The organism is Synechocystis sp. PCC 7509 (genome assembly GCF_000332075.2).
GTDB lineage: Bacteria > Cyanobacteriota > Cyanobacteriia > Cyanobacteriales > Chroococcidiopsidaceae > Aliterella.
Genome location: NZ_ALVU02000001.1, coordinates 2,472,421 through 2,488,618 on the forward strand (window position 1 = coordinate 2,472,421; position 16,198 = coordinate 2,488,618).

The following is a 16,198-nucleotide window of genomic DNA, read 5'->3' on the forward strand; positions in this document are numbered from 1 at the left end:
GAGGATTAGGGGAATCTCCGATCAAGGGCAAGTTGCTAACTATTTTTTAAAAAAGCTTTATGCACGGAAACCACCCCCAGACTTTTTACTATTCCTTGTCTTCCTCATCTCTAGAATCGTTGCCTTTGAGTTCTTCTTTAAAACCGCGCAAAGTTTTGCCTAACGAGCTACCTAGTTCGGGAATTTTTTTAGTACCAAAAATAAAAACTGCCACTATACCAATTACACCTACTTCCAGCCATCCTAAACCGAACATATTAAGTCTCCTGTAAAGTCCTCTGATATCTTCTAGGCTACTTTACTCGGAATCAATTTATAATCCCAACAGATTGAGTGTTACCCTAAATACTGAAAAACAGCGCTATTTGAAAGAGATTTTAGAGTTTTTGCTTCTCTTTCAAAGAATTTGAGATCCTCCTACTCAAAATCGCTGCTAAAAAATACTAACTTTACTACTAATTCTAAACTGCGCAAATCTCGACACAGTAAGGTTTTTCGCCCAGCCTTTTTAGCTATTTGCCGCTCTACCTGATAAAAATCACCTAATATTTGAGTAGTCATTGCCTATGTCTGGGACTTATACCTCTTTTATAACTTTGGTTCTAATTACAAGCAAACGGATACTTTATTTTTAAATAATATGCCTAGCCAAATATGGCCCTACATTACTTCTGGGATTCCTGATGAGTTATTTGAGCGTTTACCAGGAATCCCCCTCACAAAGCGCGAAACTCGACTATTACTAATTGCTCAATTGCGACTGCAAGCCGATTCTGTATTGTGGGATATTGGCGCAGGTACAGGAACGATCCCCGTAGAAGTTGGGTTGTTATGTCCCCAAGGTCAGATTATTGCTATAGAACGAGATGAAGAAGTCGCAAACCTAATTCGGCGCAATTGCGAAGTCTTTGAAGTCAAAAATGTTGAAGTTGTTGTTTCTAGCGCTCCAGAGTGCTTGTCACAATTAAAAAAGCCCCCAGGACGAGTTTGCATTGAAGGCGGTCGTCCAGTTAAAGATATTTTAAAAGCTGTATGGGAGTATTTGCCAGTCCAGGGGCGCGTTGTAGCTACTGCTAGTAGCTTAGAAACTTTGTACGCGGTGTCTCAAACTTTGGCAGAACTCCAAGCCCGTAATATAGAAGTAGTGCAATCGGCGGTCAACCGTTTAGAGACGCGGGGGACACAACAAACCTTTGCGGGGGTAAATCCGATTTTTATTCTGAGCGGCGAGAAGCTAGACTAAAGCGAATATGAAAGAAAAAGCTAGATGTATAGTTTTCAGTTTTAAATAAAAAATAAAATTGAGCTATACAACGATCGAAGTAACCATTAGTTACAGCTTTTAAGCTTGAAGTTTTGCCTTTTTTGTCTAGTGCTTATGTCTTGGTCACGACTGATTAGTGGAATTATTGCGATCGCTCTAGCTTTAAGCGCTACTCTCCTTGGTGGGTGGTATTTTACCTTAATGTTTTGCGCGATCGTTTATTTAGGTCAATTAGAATACTTCGATCTAGTACGCGCTACAGGTATTGCTCCCGCCGCCAAAACTACTTTAGTTGTTAGTCAATTACTACTGATTGTCGCTACATTATCTCCCAACTTAGCTGATGTTGTCATGCCTGTAGCCGGGACATTTATTTGTTTTTACCTGCTATTTCAACCCAAACTTGCCACGATTGCCGATATTTCTACTTCAATTTTGGGGCTATTTTATGGCGGCTATTTACCTAGCTATTGGGTAAGAATGCGTAGTCTAGATGCGGTAAGTAATTTACCCTTGGGTGGTTACTGGGCGGAAAACTGGACAAACTTACAAGCATTACCTCAAGGCTTCAAGGTAACTCTACTTACTTTTTTGTGCATTTGGGCGGCAGATATTGGCGCTTACTTCATCGGCAAATTTTTCGGCAAAACCCGGCTTTCCGATATTAGCCCCAAAAAAACCGTTGAAGGTGCGGTTTTTGGCGTGTTTGGCAGCGTAGTTGTCGCCATAACTGGAGCATGGTATTTAGATTGGTCAAGTTGGCAATGGACGGGTTTAGCCTTGGGGTTGATTATTGGGATTGCAAGTTTACTCGGCGATTTAACCGAATCAATGATGAAGCGCGATGCTGGGGTCAAAGATTCTGGGCAGCTAATCCCCGGTCATGGCGGTATACTAGACCGTGCCGATAGCTATGTTTTTACCGCCCCTTTGGTTTACTATTTTGTGACATTGCTATTACCTTTATTGCCAACTTAAGGCAAAACATTAATTTTGCCCCTACAGATAATTTTACCGGAATGCAAAGTTAGCTCCCCTAGTTCCACGTCTGCGCCTAAGTCAATTTTGAAACTATCAAGGTTGTTGGCTAAACTTACTCCTTGGATTTGGATTATTGGCTGCATAATCTCTAATTCTTGACTTGTAGATAATTTTAAACCCGCTTGGAGGATAATCTGTTGGCGATCGCCGATAGTTGCATTTAAGCTAATGCCACCATCGTTAACTATAACTTTGTCCCACTGCACGGGTTTATCGGCAACCATAGGAGCTAGTTGTAATAATAACTCTGTTAAAGCATTAGCTAATAAGGGCGATCGCAAAGAAGCATTAATATCCGCCTGATGCAGTTGCAACTTGCCCATTACAGGTACTTTTTCTAATAGCTTCAACGGTTGACCTTTAATAACTTGACCTAAATTAATCGCGATACCTGAAGCACATAGGTGAATTTCTGCTACGTGCAGCCCTTGATAAACTGCATTAATCGCTACTATAGAAACGGACGGGATATTTCCCGTCAGGATTTGGCGACTTTTTCCTTCTATCTGTACCTTGAGATTATCTACTTGCTGAACTTGGGATCTTAGCCACAACTCAATTGCTGGCGAGAGAATTTTGCCAATCAGTCGGCTGTTTTTTTTTGCAGGAGAATTATCAGTAATCAAAGTGTTCAAGTCTAAAAAAGAAGGGTAGAATCCCTGTGTACCCTCTGTCAATATATAGCTAACTTAGTATGGAGGAAAGGTTACAAAAAATTCTCTCCCAATGGGGGATCGCGTCTCGTCGTCAAGCAGAGGCTTTAATTGTCGCGGGGAGAGTGCGCTGCAATGGCGAAGTCGTAAGCCTGGGGGCAAAAGCCGATCTCGAAATAGATAAGATTTGTGTAGATGGTAAACTCCTTCAACCCCTATTTCGCCCCCAACTAATTTATTTGTTACTCAACAAACCCAAGGGAGTAGTTTCTACCTGCAACGATCCCCAAGGACGTAAAACAGTTATCGACTTGCTGCCAAAAAACTTACAAATAGGTACGGGAATTCACCCAGTAGGGCGTTTAGATACCGATTCCACCGGAGCATTGATCCTGACTAATGACGGCGAACTCACAAATAAGCTCACTCATCCCCGCCACAGTATTCCTAAAACTTATCAAGTTTGGGTAAAAGGTCATCCGCCCGAAACCGTGCTACAACAATGGCGACAGGGCATTATTTTAGCAGGGAGAAAAACACGTAACTGCTCATTGCGCATCATTGCAAACGAGCAAAATTCTGTCCAAACCACTTGTTTAGAAATTATTTTAAAAGAAGGGAGAAATCGACAGATTCGGCGCATAGCCGAGCTTTTAGGATACCCAGTAATTTCTTTGCATCGTACCGCCATTGGGACGATTGGATTGCAACCGTCAATAGAGGTGGAGTCTGTCGGAGGGAATCCTCCCAAGGGCTTGCTTCACGCGCTGTTACCTAAAGGTTGCTATCGTTACCTTAAAGATTCAGAAATTTACTTTTTGCAAAAGGGCGAAAAGTTGGGAGAAGTGAAAAACCTTCCCCAGCAAATTGTGAGCATTGCATCGGTTGAGGAGCCAGATGCTTTTTAGGAGTTGATCAAAATGAAGTGGTGTGGGAAAAGAAACAGTGAGTCGATACGTCGTCCAATTGCCGAACAACAAGCCGAATTACTCCGGCACATAGGGGATAAACTACGCCAAAAACGTCTGGAACAATCTTTATCGCTCGAAAAAGCCGCAGCAAAAACCTTAATTCGCCAACATTTATTGGTAGCAATTGAAAAAGGTTTATTAGAGGAATTACCAGAGCCAGTATATATTCAAAAGTTTATCAGACAATATGCTGAAGTCCTAGGTTTAGATGCAGAGCAATTAGCTAATAGCTTTCCGACCGACAAGCACGATCGCCCAGCGAATAACAATCAGCCTGCTTGGAGTTTAATATTACCTGTAGTACAGTTGCGTCCAATTCATTTGTATGTACTGTATATAGTTGCGATCGCTCTAGCTGTAAGTATGCTATCGCGATCGTTAAGCCGTAATCAGTTGCAAACTAATAGTCCGTTGCCTGAGTTGCCGATTGTTGCCAATAGTCCAAAACCTGTAGCACCCACAGACTCGAACAAAGTAGAGTCGGTTAGCGCTACTCCTAAAATTAACAACCAAATCCAAATTGGCGTGACGTTAAAAGCGTCGTCATGGATTCGAGTAGTAGCCGATGGTAAAATCGCCTTTCAAGGGCTTTTACCATCGGGAACTCAGCGCACTTGGGTAGCCAAAGATAATTTAACGGTATTAGCGGGTAATGCTGGCGGCGTATTGCTAACAATCAATCAAAAAGAGTCTAAGCAAATGGGCAATTTAGGCGAAGTTCAAGAGCTAACCTTTGCTGCACCAAGGCTTTAAGGAGTGGGGAGACAAATTGTCTCCCTAATTTAATGTTACTCTCCGGCAACCATTGGCGATCGCCCATATAACTGAACTAAAGTTTTTAGAGCGTCGCTCAAATCCTCTGTCAAATCATCGTATTGATAGCGCCATTGCCAATTGCCATCGCCAAAGCTAGGTACATTCATTCGCGCCTCAGTACCTAAACCGAGCAAATCTTGCATGGGAATAATTGCTTGATTGCTTACGGAACTTAAAGCTAACCGAATCAAATCCCAGTGGATGCCATCAGGACTAATACAACCTAAATAGCGCTCTACTACTGCTTTTTCATGGTCTGACAGTTCGTTAAACCAACCTACCGTTGTATTGTTGTCGTGAGTGCCAGTATAAACAACACAATTGCGCTGGTAGTTGAAAGGCAAATAAGGATTACCAGGATCGGAACCAAAAGCAAATTGCAAAATTTTCATCCCTGGAAACTCAAATTCATCGCGCAAAGCATCGACTTCGGGCGTAATTACTCCCAAATCTTCCGCCATCACAGGCAACTTACCGAGCTTGTCGTTTAATACTTTAAATAACGCCGATCCGGGGGCTTCAACCCACTTACCATTTATTGCTGTAGTTTCACCCTGCGGTACTGCCCAGTAAGCCTCAAAGCCCCTAAAATGGTCAATTCTGATGATATCTACATAGTCAAGCATTGCTTGAAATCGCTGTACCCACCATTTAAAATTTGAGGCTTGCAATTGCTCCCAGTTGTAGACCGGATTGCCCCACAATTGCCCAGTTTCGCTAAAATAATCTGGTGGAACTCCTGCCATTTGAGCGGCATTGCCATTTTCATCTAAGCAAAAATTTTCGGGATTCCCCCAAACATCGGCGCTATCGTGAGCTACATAAATGGGAATATCGCCGACAATTTCAATTCCGCGCATATTGGCGTATTGCTTCAATGTTGACCATTGACGGAAAAACTCAAATTGAGTGTATTTGTAATAAAAAATTTTGTCCGCCAGTTTGCTGCGCCATTGTTCCAAGGCTTCGGGTTGTTTTTTAGCTAATTCTGACTCCCAAGTATGCCATCCGGCGTTTTGTTTAGCTTCTCTAATTGCCATAAATAAAGCATAGTCATCCAGCCAGTAAGCTTTAGTTTCGCAAAAGCCGGAAAACTCTTTTTGCTTTACGGGAGCGGCTTTAGTTTTAAAATTCTCGCAGGCTTTTTTCAACAACGGCATTTTGATGTTGATTACCTGCTCAAAATCAACTTTTTGGCTGGGAAAATCAGGCAAATTAGCAAAATCTTCCTCTGCAAGTAATTCTTGTTCTAGCAAGGCTTCGGGACTAATTAGTAAAGGGTTTCCCGCCATCGCCGAATAAGACATATAGGGAGAATTGCCGTACCCTGTGGGCCCTACAGGTAATACTTGCCAGTATTGCTGGTTGCTTTTTGCCAAAAAATCGATAAACTTGTAAGCTTCTAAACCCAAATCGCCAATCCCAAAGCGACCGGGAAAAGAAGTCGGATGAAGCAAAATACCACTGGATCTAGGAAAAGGCATAACTAAAATTGCGCTCTTAAAGCGATCGCCAAAAATTTATCATGGTACAAACCACTTGGAAACTATCTTAAGACGTGGCGATCGCCCGGTTAATATAAATAACCTTAATCCCGTTCCCAAAAATATTGAATAATAGTAAAAATTCTCTTTTCCTAATGACTTACCGCAATCCCGCTCCTACGGTTGACATTATTATTGAACTTGGCGATCGCCCCCATCGACCAATTATCCTTATAGAACGTCACAACGAGCCTTTAGGGTGGGCAATTCCTGGAGGTTTTATCGATTATGGGGAAAGCGCTGAAGTTGCAGCGAGGCGCGAAGCCTTAGAAGAAATTGGCTTAGAAATCGAATTAATCGAACAATTTCAGGTATATTCCGACCCTAAACGCGATCCCCGCTCTCATACAATGAGCGTAGTATTTTTAGCAACAGCTACAGGAGATCCCCAAGCGGGAGATGATGCTAAAAGTTATGGAATCTTTGAATCGTGGCGAATTCCTGCTAACTTATGCTTTGACCACGATCGCATTTTAAAGGATTATTGGCGTTACAGACATTACGGTATCCGTCCCCGTTTATCTTAGAAATTTATGAACAAACAAGTTATCAACACAGACCTTGCTCCCGCACCAGTAGGCCCTTACAATCAAGCAATCTCTGCAAGCGGACAAATGCTATTTGTTTCCGGGCAAATTCCCCTCAATCCCAGTAACGGCGAACTTGTCGGCGATGGTGATATAACGGCGCAAACTCAGCAAGTGCTAACAAATCTTAAAGCTATACTTACCGCCGCCGGATTAACCTGCGAAAATGTGGTAAAGACTACAGTGTTTTTGGCAGATATGAATGATTTTGCCACAATGAACACTGTTTACAGTCAATACTTTACTGAAGCTACCGCTCCCGCTCGTGCTTGCGTGCAAGTTTCTCGTTTACCCAAAGATGTATTGGTAGAAATTGATTGTATTGCGGTAAGTTAATGGCTGAGAAACTTCAAGCTTCCGGCGATATTAGCTTAATTGCTACCGATATGGATGGGACTTTAACCCAAGGAGGAAAATTTACCCCAGCTTTACTTCAAGCTTTTGCAGATTTAACAGCCGTAAATATTAAAATTATAGTTACAACGGGGCGCTCGGCGGGTTGGGTAAGCGGACTTGCGGCTTATTTACCTATAGATGGTGCGATCGCCGAAAATGGCGGTTTGTACTACCATAATGGGGAGCAATTACCTGTACTCCTAAGCTCCATAACTGATTTAACTAGCCATAGACAGCAGTTAAAGGGGATTTTTCAAAAACTCCAATTAGAATTTCCTTCTATCCAAGAATCGGCGGATAATCGTTTTCGTTTAACGGATTGGACTTTTGATGTAAAACCTTTGCGGGTAGAAGAATTACAACAATTAGGACAATTATGTATTCAATTGGGTTGGGGTTTTACTTACAGCAACGTGCAGTGCCATATTAAACCCCTCAGCCAAGATAAAGCCGCCGGATTAATTCAAGTTTTGCGCGATTATTTTCCGCAATTTAGCTTAGAACAAGTTGTGACCGTCGGCGATAGTCCCAATGATGAAAGCTTATTTAATCCCAGCTATTTCAAGCATTCTGTTGGTGTTGCGAACGTGCGAGACTATGCAAACCAAATGCAGCATCAGCCTACCTACATTACAAACGCCGCCGAAGGGGAGGGATTTTGCGAATTAGTTGCTTATTTAGTCAAAAATAAACTTACATATCTAAACCAATAATTGCAATATCTGGTGAATGCTCTACAGTAAATTGATAAGATAATTCTTGCTGAGATTGTGCTGGTAGTGCGATCGCCCATTCTAATACACCCATTTCCCCTAATTGAATCTGCGGATTGCTACGGTTGAGACGTACTTTAATTTGTTCGTTGCGGCTAACTGGTAATTGCTCAGTTATTTTTAGATTTGCAGCTCGTTCCAATAAATTTGTAACTTTTAGCCTGTAAGCATAAGTAATCCGCCGTTGGCTACCTAACAACTTTTTGTCTACCTGGCGTTCCACTAAATCTCGTTCTATTTTTAGCTAATTCACCGGAATCCCCTCGCTGTCTCTTAGCAGCGTCGGGATGGATAGGTGGTTAAATGTAATAGCTCGATGCTATTACATTTAACACTTCATTGAGTCCTGCTGTTGTACATATTGCTTTAACTGCTCTACCGTTACTCCGCCGCAAGAAGCAATAAAGTAAGCAGAATGCCAAAAGACAGATTGCAAGTATTCTTTGGCTACAACATCCGCAAACTCCTTACGAATATATAGACTACTTACAGTTTTGAGATTATTTACAAACTTGGACAATTGCATTTGTGGGTAGTAGCCAAATAACAAATGCACGTGGTCTTGTTCGCCGTTAAACTCCACTACTTCACAACCCCACTTTTGGCAAAGCTGCTCAAATATCTCGCCCAAGCGGGTAAGCATTGCCGCGTTAATTACTTTACGTCGATATTTTGTTGTAAGCACTAGATGCGCTTTAAGGTCTGAAACTGCCCTAGAGTGTGATTTATATGCCATTTACATTTTAAGCACCAGTCGATAAGATTATGACATGAATATATCGCACCAGTACAAATTACTTCCAACCCAAGCGCAAAAAGCCATCATGAATAGATGGCTAGATATGTGCAGAGCGGAATATAACTACTTGCTGGCAGAGCGGTTTGATTGGTGGGAGAAAAACCGAAATGATGTAAATAGTTGTCCTTTAATTTGTCATCTTCCCGAACTAAAAGATAACCCCAACTACTACTCTCAAAAACGCGCTCTAGTTACTTTAAAGCAAGAACGCCCTTGGTATAAAGACGTTCATTCTCAGGTACTTCAAGACTGCGCAAAACGAGTTAAATTAGCTTTTGATAGGTTTATCAAAGGCGATTGTAACGGGAATCGTAGCGGTAAACCACGTTTTAAAGCACTGAATCGTTATAGGTCATTTACCTATACGCAAATAACTGGCGGGGATATTACTGGAAATGCGATTAACTTGTCTAAAGTAGGCAAAGTCAAGTTAATTCTGCATAGACCTATCCCTGATGGATTTATAGCTAAGACTGCTATCATCAGCAAAAAATCTGATGGATGGTATGTAACGATCTCTTTGGCTGACGAATCTGTGCCAGATATCAAAATAGATGTTACCCCCACCAAAGAAAATAGTGTTGCCTTAGACCTAGGGTTAGAGAAATTTGCGGCTTTGAGTACGGGTAAATTTATTGATATACCGCAGTATTTTCGGTGCAGCGAGGATAAATGTGCTTTATTGCAGCAAAAAGTTTCTACCAGAAAAAAAGGTAGCAGGGCAAAGAAGCTATTGAACCGTAAGGTTGGCAAGTTGCACCAAAAGATTGCAAGACAACGCAAGCAGTTTCATTTTGAGGCGGCGGGTAAAATCCTTACGAATGCTGATGTAGTTTTCGTTGAAAATCTGAAAGTTAGAAATATGTCCAAACGCGCCAAACCTAAGCAGGACGAAACGGGCAAGTTTCTGCATAATGGTCAAGCGGCAAAGTCTGGACTGAACAAAAGTATTGCTGATGCTGGATGGGCAAGTTTTCTTGATATTCTATCTTTCAAAGCTGAAAAAGCTGGTCAGAAAGTTGTCAAAGTTGACCCCTACGGAACTTCACAGCATTGCTCAACTTGCCTGAACAAAGTCCCGAAAGACCTATCGGAGCGTTGGCACTCCTGCCCTAGCTGCTCTTTATCAATCGACCGGGATACTAACAGCGCAATTCTAATCAAAAAACTGGGGCTGGATGTCTCCCTCAGTATAAAACGCTCAACTCGCAAGGGGAGAGAAGCCCACGCTGTCCTCTCTTAGAGGCGGCGCTGGGAGTACATCACCTTTAACAGCATAGCTAAGGTTTTTTACTAAAATAGGCACGTTACGTTTTTTGTTTAAAACCTTGTCTAAATACCCACTGCATCAACCCAGGAAACAAGCTGTAAGCGACGGTTGACAACTTCGCTGAACCTACCAAAACCTCAGAACGTTGATTTTTAACTCCATCCCAAATTGCTTTGGCTACATCCTCCGGCTTTTCGACTACAGGAGTGCTTAGAACTTGGTTAAGTTGATTTCGCCGCGCTTCAATATCTTGCGCGTCTTTTCCTCTAAAAATCGCCCGTTCCATTAAGCTACTTTTAATTACACTGGGATAAACACCGCAGACATGAATGTTTTTGGGTTTCAATTCCGAGTGCATTGCGTCCGTTAAACCCGCAAGCGCAAACTTGCTAGTAGAGTAAGGAACTAAATAAGGAATTGGCACTTTACCGCCAATAGAAATTACATTTACTATTGTGCCGCTACCTTTAGCAATCATCGCTGGGAGTAGAGCATGAATTGTATGAATATATCCCCATAAATTTGTATCTATAGTTTGATGCCAATCTTCTAAAGAAAAATCTTCCACAGTCCCCGAACTATAAATACCTGCATTATTAACTAATACATCAATGCTGCCATATTCTGCCAAGGCTTTATTAGCTAAATTAGCTACTTGTTGAGGATCTTTGACATCACAAGAAATACTTAAAACTTTTTGACCTAAAGCTTGCACTTCCTGCGCTGTAGCAGTTAAGATTTCTACTCGCCGAGAAGCTAGAACAAGATTATAACCGTTTTGGGCAAATAAAATCGCCGTTGCTTTGCCGATTCCTTGGGAAGCACCAGTAATTAAAACTGTAGGAGACATACCTATACAAATATTTGTTCTACTAATATCTAATAATTCCTGGCAACTTCTTTCTACCTCTCTCCCTTGGTAGACTTTTTAAATTATGGTTGATTGAGTATTGATGTTTTTACTTGTTACTTTTATCTAAGCCTATATTGTTAACTCTGAAAATCGTACTTTATTGATTTATTGCAAATTATGTAGTATAAGTATATACTTACACCGAGCAGCCAAAACCTAAATAATTAATTACTATCCTAAGCTGACTTCAAACTATTTTATAGGTTCAAGACTTTGAAAGCTAAGTAGGGATTGTTTGGGAAAATAGAAAATGAGTGTACCTCAAGGCAGACAATTAAGTATGGTTGCCAAGATAAGATAATAAAATGATAAAATTTATCCTGCAATCATAGAAAATACGCGAATGGTAAGTAGTAAAAATTCGTATAGTGGGCTTTTGGTCGCTTTTACCGTTATTGGTATATGGGCATCAAGCTGGTGTTTATTAATGTCTATCGATGTATTGGAAACTAATAACTTATTACTTTTACCACTAATTGCCTTACAAACGTTCCTTTATACAGGGTTGTTTATAACTGCTCATGATGCCATGCACGGAGCGGTATTTCCTAGCAATCTAAAAATAAATAACTTTATTGGTGCTTTATCAGTAGGTTTGTATGCACTTTTTGATTACGAAAAATTGCAAAAAAAACACTGGCTTCATCATCATAATCCCGCCAGCGAATTAGATCCAGATTTTCATAACAGCAAACATAAAAACTTCTTTGCTTGGTACTTTTATTTTATGTTGCGTTATTGGAGTTGGACGCGGTTATTATCATTAATGGCTTTATATAATGTCATTCTTTTTACATTCCATATTCCCGAAAAAAACCTAACTTTATTTTGGGTTCTCCCCTCAGTTTTAAGTTCTGTGCAATTATTTTATTTTGGGACATTTACACCCCATAAAGAGCCAGAGGGCGGCTATAAAAATGTTCATTGCGCTCAAACAAATCCCTTACCTACCTGGCTATCATTTATTACTTGCTATCATTTTGGCTATCATTACGAACACCACGAACACCCTGCTGTTCCTTGGTGGGGATTGCCCAAAGTTTACCAAAACCAGCGCGAAAAAGTCTTAAGTATCTAACTAAAAATTTGTGGTAAAAGTTGCTTTAACAATTGCCGGATCTGATAGTGGCGGGGGTGCAGGGATTCAAGCCGATTTACGCACCTTTGCTGTTCATTGCGTACACGGAACTAGCGCTGTAACGTGCGTTACCGCGCAAAATACTTTAGGAGTCACCCGTGTAGATGCTTTGCCTGTAGAATCGGTAGTAGCGCAGATGTGGGCAGTAGTAGAAGATATTGGCGTACAAGCGGCGAAAACAGGAATGCTGCTAAATCAAGAAATTATTGCCGCCGTAGCCGAGCAAGTAGAAAGTTTAAAAATTGCTAACTTAGTAGTAGATCCGGTAATGGTGTCGCGGACTGGGGCGCAGTTAATTGATAATAGCGCGATCGCATCTATGCGCGATCTTTTAATCCCCCAAGCAATCATAGTTACACCCAACTGCTACGAAGCCCAAATACTGACGGGTTTAGAAATTCATACTCTAGACGCGATGCAACAAGCCGCTAGAAGCATATACAACCAAGGTGCAAAGGCGGTATTAGTCAAGGGTGGAGGGATGAAGGGCGACTTACGCGGCGTTGACGTGTGGTTTGATGGACAACAGATGGAAACTTTGACTACAAAAGCTGTAGATACAAATAATACTCATGGTACAGGGTGTACATTGTCCGCAGCGATCGCCGCTAACTTAGCTTTGTCTCAGGATTTGTTCACTGCGGTAGAAAGCGCGAAAAGTTATGTTACTACTGCTTTGCAACACGCGTTGAATATTGGGAAAGGACAAGGGCCTGTAGGACATTTTTTTGCCCTTTGTGGCGAAAAGTAGGAGAAAGTTTAAAAATTTCTACATTTTTAGCAAAATAACGTTTAAATTGTGATGATTTCCAGTATGGTTGGGCATAGTCTTAAAGACTAGCTGTAGTTAGTTCCAAATCTAGCCATAGCGTGATATCTACCTATAAGCAAATTCATAAATGCGATCGCGCCCTACCCCCGAAGATCAAAACTTACCGCAACCTAATGTAGCCTACGCGCCCTCTATACCCGTCTCGGTGTATAAAGAATTAGCCATACAATTGCAAGCGTCTAAAGCGTTGTCTGAGGCTTTAAATGCTCAAAATCAGCAATTACTAAGACAAAATCAACAATTGCAACAAGAACTAAATAAAGCTATCGAGTCAGTTGTGTATTGGCGACAGATAAATAACGCTCAAAAAACTCCCGATCGTTCTTTCGAGCAAACCCAATCAGTTGACCATAATTCGTCGCCATCAGCTTATGGTTCATTACCTTTTCTCCCCAAACCTACCAAAATAGCTCCTGTAATTAGCGAACAAGAACAAGGGCGCTATCGTCGTCCATCGCCCGCAAGTGACGCAAAAATTAGCAGTTGGTCCTTGGCGATCGCGATTGGATTAATTATGGTGACAGCTTTTGGCGCAGGCTATTTTATGATGCGTCCTTTGGTGCGTAGTCGATAACTTTAGACAAATTGTATTAGTTGTTACGCATTGCTTACACGATTGAATGATATTTAAGTCCAAGAGTATTAAATAGGCTAGGACTAGCGCGTTTAATTTATCACAATTTGGATTAGAGAAATATTCTAGTATTGTACCGATGGAAATACTTGGTAAACTCTCATAATAAAGTGCTACACGCAGTAAGGAGTGAAGAAATTGAAAAAGGTTGAAGCTATTATCCGACCCTTCAAACTAGATGAAGTAAAAATTGCTCTAGTCAACGCTGGAATTGTGGGAATGACCGTTTCCGAAGTTCGGGGCTTTGGACGACAAAAAGGACAAACCGAACGCTATCGCGGTTCAGAATACACTGTTGAGTTTTTGCAAAAACTTAAAGTAGAAATTGTCGTTGAAGATAGTCAAGTAGATATGGTAGTCGATAAAGTAATTGCGGCAGCAAGAACTGGAGAAATCGGCGATGGCAAAATCTTTATTTCACCTGTAGAGCAAGTAATCCGTATTCGTACAGGGGAAAAGAATTTAGAAGCCGTGTAAGAAAAATGCCCCCCAACCCCCAATCTTGGGGGGCTAAAAACTTAGGCGCAAGGCTTGCAACTGGGGAATTAATTCCTGAAATGCTTGCCCGCGATGGCTGATTTCGTGTTTTACTTGTTTAGGCATTTCGGCAAAAGTCTGTTGATAAGTTGGGACGTAAAAAATCGGATCGTAACCAAAACCACTTGTCCCGCGAGGACTACCGAGAATTTCACCTTGACAAACTCCCACCGATTGCAAAGCAATTTCTCCATTAGGAGCGGAAATCGCTATAGCACAAACAAATTGTGCTTGCCTATCTGTGGTATCTCCTAACTCTGCGAGTAGGCGCGAAATCCGCTCAGAGTCAGTTTTGGCATAACGCGCCGAATAAATGCCCGGTGCGCCATTTAAAGCCATAACTTCTAAACCAGAATCATCGGCGATCGCATAGTTCCCAGTAGCAATGGCAATTTGAGAAGCTTTGAGACAAGCATTTTCGGCAAAAGTTGCCCCGGTTTCCTCAATTTCTAATTCATCGGGCTTTAGTTGCAATTCCCAATCTAACCCCGTCAAATAAGCTTGCATTTCCTGCAACTTACCAGAATTTCCCGTAGCGACTACAAGGGGTTTTTTCATATTATCCTGCCCACTGTTTCGCCCAAGCGAGAGTTTGATGTACTTGTTGAATGGTGGGGGCTTCGCAATATAGGCGCAAAACGGGTTCTGTACCGCTAAAGCGAATCATTAGCCAACTATCATCAGCTAAACGATATTTGTAGCCGTCAATGCTGAGACAATCTACCACCGATTTACCAGCTATTTCTTTAAGAGGCTGAGTTTGTAGTTGGTTTAATAGCCGACTACGCACGTCCATACTCGCTAAAGGCAAGTCAATGCGATCGTAAGCAGAATAGAAGTCTGTCCTAGCTTGCAAGCCCTTGTAGAGTTCGCTTAAGTCTTTTTCCTCCGCAGCAATTGCTTCTAGCAAATACAAAGCAGACAATAAACCATCGCGTTCGGGAATGTAGTCAGCAAAGCCAATTCCCCCCGATTCTTCACCGCCTAGCAAAACGTTACTTACTAGCATTCGGTCGGCTATGTACTTGTAACCAACAGGAGTTTCAAATATTGGCAAATTGTACATTTTGGCAACGTGGGAGATCAAATCAGAACCGCTAACAGTTCTGACAATTTCTCCAGTTAAACCGCGTTTTGAAGCTAAGTGTTGAATCAAAATCGGAATTAATATTTGGGAAGAAAGAAAATTTCCTTGCCCATCCACAGCAGCAATGCGATCGCCATCTCCATCAAATACAAAGCCCACCGCTATACTACCTGTGGCTTTAGAGCGGTTGTGAGTCCGCATCGTGCGAAATAACTTAGATAAGTAGCGGGGTAATGGTTCCGGCGCACCGCCACCAAATAACGGATCGCGACTACTATTTATTTCTTGTACGGGTACGTCCAATATCTGCGCCATTCCTCCGGCGGCGGCTCCGTGCATTACATCCACAAATACTGTTAACTTACCAGACGTAATGCTACTTCTAATTTTGTCTATATCTACTTTTTGGCTCAAAGTCTGGCAATAATTAGCCCAAGGCTCAAACATTTGCAGCGTTCCAGCTTTAGCCGGGGGAGAGGATGGGACAGACAATAATTCCTCAATTTGCTGCGTCACTTCTGGCGGTACAGAACCTCCAAAAGCACCTTTAACTTTTAGCCCCAAATAGCTACCAGGATTGTGACTTGCAGTGATCACCAACGCCCCTAGGGCGTTGTAATGCTTAACTGCCCAACTAAAAGCCGGAGTTGAGGCGTAGCCCCCAGCAAGTAGTACGTCAAAACCTGCGGCGACGACTGCATCGGCGGTTTTTTGGGCGAAAGTTTCTGCCATAAAGCGGCGATCGTAGCCCACAATAATCATGTTATTGTTAGCCGTTGCCCCATAAGTCTGTGACAACACTTTCGCCGCGATCGGCGCGACCAATTTTAAGCGATCAAAAGTAAAATCATCGCCAATTATTCCCCGCCAGCCATCTGTACCAAATTTGATTTCCTGTGTAGCTACTGGCATCCATTTTCCCCTACGTTTCTCAGGCAGGATT

The 16,198-nt window shown here is 41.9% G+C and carries 21 protein-coding genes; 12 read left to right on the forward strand and 9 right to left on the reverse strand.

Features of this window, described 5'->3' with window-relative positions:
- Positions 1-88: 88 nt before the first annotated feature.
- Complete coding sequence (gene tatA, locus SYN7509_RS0212385; protein WP_009632377.1) at positions 89-256, reverse strand: twin-arginine translocase TatA/TatE family subunit; 168 nt, start codon at positions 254-256, stop codon at positions 89-91.
- 161 nt (positions 257-417) lie between these two features.
- Positions 418-561, reverse strand: a complete 144-nt coding sequence (locus tag SYN7509_RS30130) for a hypothetical protein (RefSeq protein ID WP_009632378.1) — start codon at positions 559-561, stop codon at positions 418-420.
- Positions 562-640: 79 nt separating this feature from the next.
- Here SYN7509_RS30130 and cbiT point away from each other — a divergent pair, with 79 nt between their 5' ends.
- Entirely contained in the window at positions 641-1,243 is a 603-nt protein-coding gene (gene cbiT, locus SYN7509_RS0212395) for a precorrin-6Y C5,15-methyltransferase subunit CbiT (RefSeq protein WP_009632379.1), read from the forward strand.
- 135 nt (positions 1,244-1,378) lie between these two features.
- Positions 1,379-2,242 carry a phosphatidate cytidylyltransferase gene (locus SYN7509_RS0212400; RefSeq protein WP_009632380.1) on the forward strand — a complete coding sequence of 288 codons (864 nt, stop codon included), beginning with the start codon at positions 1,379-1,381 and terminating at the stop codon, positions 2,240-2,242.
- On the opposite strand, the gene SYN7509_RS0212405 is transcribed toward SYN7509_RS0212400, so the two are convergent.
- Positions 2,239-2,982, reverse strand: coding sequence for an LmeA family phospholipid-binding protein (locus SYN7509_RS0212405; RefSeq protein WP_009632381.1), 744 nt, complete (start codon positions 2,980-2,982; stop codon positions 2,239-2,241). The genes SYN7509_RS0212400 and SYN7509_RS0212405 overlap by 4 nt on opposite strands.
- A gap of 17 nt (positions 2,983-2,999) precedes the next feature.
- Between SYN7509_RS0212405 and SYN7509_RS0212410 the strand changes: the two genes are divergently transcribed.
- Together SYN7509_RS0212410 and SYN7509_RS0212415 are read left to right on the forward strand one after the other, a co-directional pair.
- On the forward strand, positions 3,000-3,866 hold the full coding sequence (locus tag SYN7509_RS0212410; RefSeq protein ID WP_009632382.1) for a pseudouridine synthase: 867 nt from the start codon (positions 3,000-3,002) through the stop codon (positions 3,864-3,866).
- A gap of 12 nt (positions 3,867-3,878) precedes the next feature.
- A complete protein-coding gene (locus SYN7509_RS0212415; RefSeq protein WP_009632383.1) occupies positions 3,879-4,682 on the forward strand; it encodes a helix-turn-helix domain-containing protein in 804 nt (267 codons plus the stop codon).
- A gap of 35 nt (positions 4,683-4,717) precedes the next feature.
- On the opposite strand, the gene malQ is transcribed toward SYN7509_RS0212415, so the two are convergent.
- A complete protein-coding gene (malQ, locus tag SYN7509_RS0212420; RefSeq protein WP_009632384.1) occupies positions 4,718-6,229 on the reverse strand; it encodes a 4-alpha-glucanotransferase in 1,512 nt (503 codons plus the stop codon).
- 155 nt (positions 6,230-6,384) lie between these two features.
- Here malQ and SYN7509_RS0212425 point away from each other — a divergent pair, with 155 nt between their 5' ends.
- Genes SYN7509_RS0212425 through SYN7509_RS0212435 form a run of 3 tightly spaced genes read left to right on the forward strand, consistent with a single transcriptional unit; the run spans position 6,385 to position 7,985 of the window.
- Positions 6,385-6,816 (forward strand): NUDIX domain-containing protein, encoded by a 432-nt coding sequence (locus SYN7509_RS0212425; protein WP_009632385.1) that lies wholly within the window; start codon positions 6,385-6,387, stop codon positions 6,814-6,816.
- A gap of 6 nt (positions 6,817-6,822) precedes the next feature.
- Complete coding sequence (locus SYN7509_RS0212430; RefSeq protein ID WP_009632386.1) at positions 6,823-7,212, forward strand: RidA family protein; 390 nt, start codon at positions 6,823-6,825, stop codon at positions 7,210-7,212.
- Positions 7,212-7,985 carry an HAD family hydrolase gene (locus SYN7509_RS0212435; RefSeq protein ID WP_009632387.1) on the forward strand — a complete coding sequence of 258 codons (774 nt, stop codon included), beginning with the start codon at positions 7,212-7,214 and terminating at the stop codon, positions 7,983-7,985. The genes SYN7509_RS0212430 and SYN7509_RS0212435 overlap by 1 nt, the downstream gene beginning before the upstream one ends.
- On the opposite strand, the gene SYN7509_RS0212440 is transcribed toward SYN7509_RS0212435, so the two are convergent.
- Together SYN7509_RS0212440 and tnpA are read right to left on the reverse strand one after the other, a co-directional pair.
- The gene (locus SYN7509_RS0212440) at positions 7,966-8,283 is read right to left on the reverse strand and encodes a DUF4139 domain-containing protein (protein ID WP_084610669.1); all 318 of its coding nucleotides are present in this window, start codon (positions 8,281-8,283) and stop codon (positions 7,966-7,968) included. The two genes, SYN7509_RS0212435 and SYN7509_RS0212440, sit on opposite strands and share 20 nt — an antisense overlap.
- 90 nt (positions 8,284-8,373) lie before the next feature.
- Positions 8,374-8,781, reverse strand: a complete 408-nt coding sequence (gene tnpA, locus SYN7509_RS0212445) for an IS200/IS605 family transposase (RefSeq protein ID WP_009632389.1) — start codon at positions 8,779-8,781, stop codon at positions 8,374-8,376.
- Between the two features lie 34 nt (positions 8,782-8,815).
- On the opposite strand from tnpA, the gene SYN7509_RS0212450 reads away from it, so the two are divergent.
- The gene (locus SYN7509_RS0212450) at positions 8,816-10,087 is read left to right on the forward strand and encodes an RNA-guided endonuclease InsQ/TnpB family protein (RefSeq protein WP_009632390.1); all 1,272 of its coding nucleotides are present in this window, start codon (positions 8,816-8,818) and stop codon (positions 10,085-10,087) included.
- Positions 10,088-10,151: 64 nt separating this feature from the next.
- On the opposite strand, the gene SYN7509_RS0212455 is transcribed toward SYN7509_RS0212450, so the two are convergent.
- Entirely contained in the window at positions 10,152-10,964 is an 813-nt protein-coding gene (locus SYN7509_RS0212455) for an SDR family NAD(P)-dependent oxidoreductase (RefSeq protein WP_009632391.1), read from the reverse strand.
- A gap of 391 nt (positions 10,965-11,355) precedes the next feature.
- On the opposite strand from SYN7509_RS0212455, the gene crtW reads away from it, so the two are divergent.
- The 4 genes from crtW to SYN7509_RS0212475 all read left to right on the forward strand — a co-directional run bounded on the left by crtW (position 11,356) and on the right by SYN7509_RS0212475 (position 14,108).
- Positions 11,356-12,105: a beta-carotene ketolase CrtW gene (gene crtW, locus SYN7509_RS0212460; RefSeq protein ID WP_369792312.1), complete on the forward strand. Its 750-nt coding sequence runs from the start codon at positions 11,356-11,358 to the stop codon at positions 12,103-12,105.
- A 10-nt stretch (positions 12,106-12,115) separates the two neighbouring features.
- On the forward strand, positions 12,116-12,916 hold the full coding sequence (thiD, locus tag SYN7509_RS0212465; RefSeq protein WP_009632393.1) for a bifunctional hydroxymethylpyrimidine kinase/phosphomethylpyrimidine kinase: 801 nt from the start codon (positions 12,116-12,118) through the stop codon (positions 12,914-12,916).
- Positions 12,917-13,064: 148 nt separating this feature from the next.
- Positions 13,065-13,571 (forward strand): hypothetical protein, encoded by a 507-nt coding sequence (locus tag SYN7509_RS0212470; protein ID WP_009632394.1) that lies wholly within the window; start codon positions 13,065-13,067, stop codon positions 13,569-13,571.
- 198 nt (positions 13,572-13,769) lie between these two features.
- Positions 13,770-14,108, forward strand: coding sequence for a P-II family nitrogen regulator (locus tag SYN7509_RS0212475; protein ID WP_009632395.1), 339 nt, complete (start codon positions 13,770-13,772; stop codon positions 14,106-14,108).
- Positions 14,109-14,141: 33 nt separating this feature from the next.
- Here SYN7509_RS0212475 and rdgB read toward each other — a convergent pair whose 3' ends face one another.
- Both rdgB and SYN7509_RS0212485 read right to left on the reverse strand, forming a co-directional pair.
- A complete protein-coding gene (rdgB, locus tag SYN7509_RS0212480; protein WP_009632396.1) occupies positions 14,142-14,726 on the reverse strand; it encodes an RdgB/HAM1 family non-canonical purine NTP pyrophosphatase in 585 nt (194 codons plus the stop codon).
- A 1-nt stretch (position 14,727) separates the two neighbouring features.
- Positions 14,728-16,167 (reverse strand): phosphoglucomutase/phosphomannomutase family protein, encoded by a 1,440-nt coding sequence (locus SYN7509_RS0212485; protein ID WP_009632397.1) that lies wholly within the window; start codon positions 16,165-16,167, stop codon positions 14,728-14,730.
- Between the last annotated feature and the right edge of the window lie 31 nt (positions 16,168-16,198).

Bases quoted from the DNA above. Each gene is read 5' to 3' on its own strand.
- SYN7509_RS0212450 (WP_009632390.1), top strand. From the start codon at position 8,816: ATGAATATATCGCACCAGTACAAATTACTTCCAACCCAAGCGCAAAAA.
- rdgB (WP_009632396.1), bottom strand. From the start codon at position 14,726: ATGAAAAAACCCCTTGTAGTCGCTACGGGAAATTCTGGTAAGTTGCAG.
- tnpA (WP_009632389.1), bottom strand. From the start codon at position 8,781: ATGGCATATAAATCACACTCTAGGGCAGTTTCAGACCTTAAAGCGCAT.
- tatA (WP_009632377.1), bottom strand. From the start codon at position 256: ATGTTCGGTTTAGGATGGCTGGAAGTAGGTGTAATTGGTATAGTGGCA.
- SYN7509_RS0212470 (WP_009632394.1), top strand. From the start codon at position 13,065: ATGCGATCGCGCCCTACCCCCGAAGATCAAAACTTACCGCAACCTAAT.
- SYN7509_RS0212410 (WP_009632382.1), top strand. From the start codon at position 3,000: ATGGAGGAAAGGTTACAAAAAATTCTCTCCCAATGGGGGATCGCGTCT.
- SYN7509_RS0212435 (WP_009632387.1), top strand. From the start codon at position 7,212: ATGGCTGAGAAACTTCAAGCTTCCGGCGATATTAGCTTAATTGCTACC.
- SYN7509_RS30130 (WP_009632378.1), bottom strand. From the start codon at position 561: ATGACTACTCAAATATTAGGTGATTTTTATCAGGTAGAGCGGCAAATA.
- malQ (WP_009632384.1), bottom strand. From the start codon at position 6,229: ATGCCTTTTCCTAGATCCAGTGGTATTTTGCTTCATCCGACTTCTTTT.
- SYN7509_RS0212485 (WP_009632397.1), bottom strand. From the start codon at position 16,167: ATGCCAGTAGCTACACAGGAAATCAAATTTGGTACAGATGGCTGGCGG.
- SYN7509_RS0212455 (WP_009632391.1), bottom strand. From the start codon at position 10,964: ATGTCTCCTACAGTTTTAATTACTGGTGCTTCCCAAGGAATCGGCAAA.
- SYN7509_RS0212430 (WP_009632386.1), top strand. From the start codon at position 6,823: ATGAACAAACAAGTTATCAACACAGACCTTGCTCCCGCACCAGTAGGC.
- SYN7509_RS0212425 (WP_009632385.1), top strand. From the start codon at position 6,385: ATGACTTACCGCAATCCCGCTCCTACGGTTGACATTATTATTGAACTT.
- SYN7509_RS0212415 (WP_009632383.1), top strand. From the start codon at position 3,879: ATGAAGTGGTGTGGGAAAAGAAACAGTGAGTCGATACGTCGTCCAATT.
- SYN7509_RS0212400 (WP_009632380.1), top strand. From the start codon at position 1,379: ATGTCTTGGTCACGACTGATTAGTGGAATTATTGCGATCGCTCTAGCT.
- cbiT (WP_009632379.1), top strand. From the start codon at position 641: ATGCCTAGCCAAATATGGCCCTACATTACTTCTGGGATTCCTGATGAG.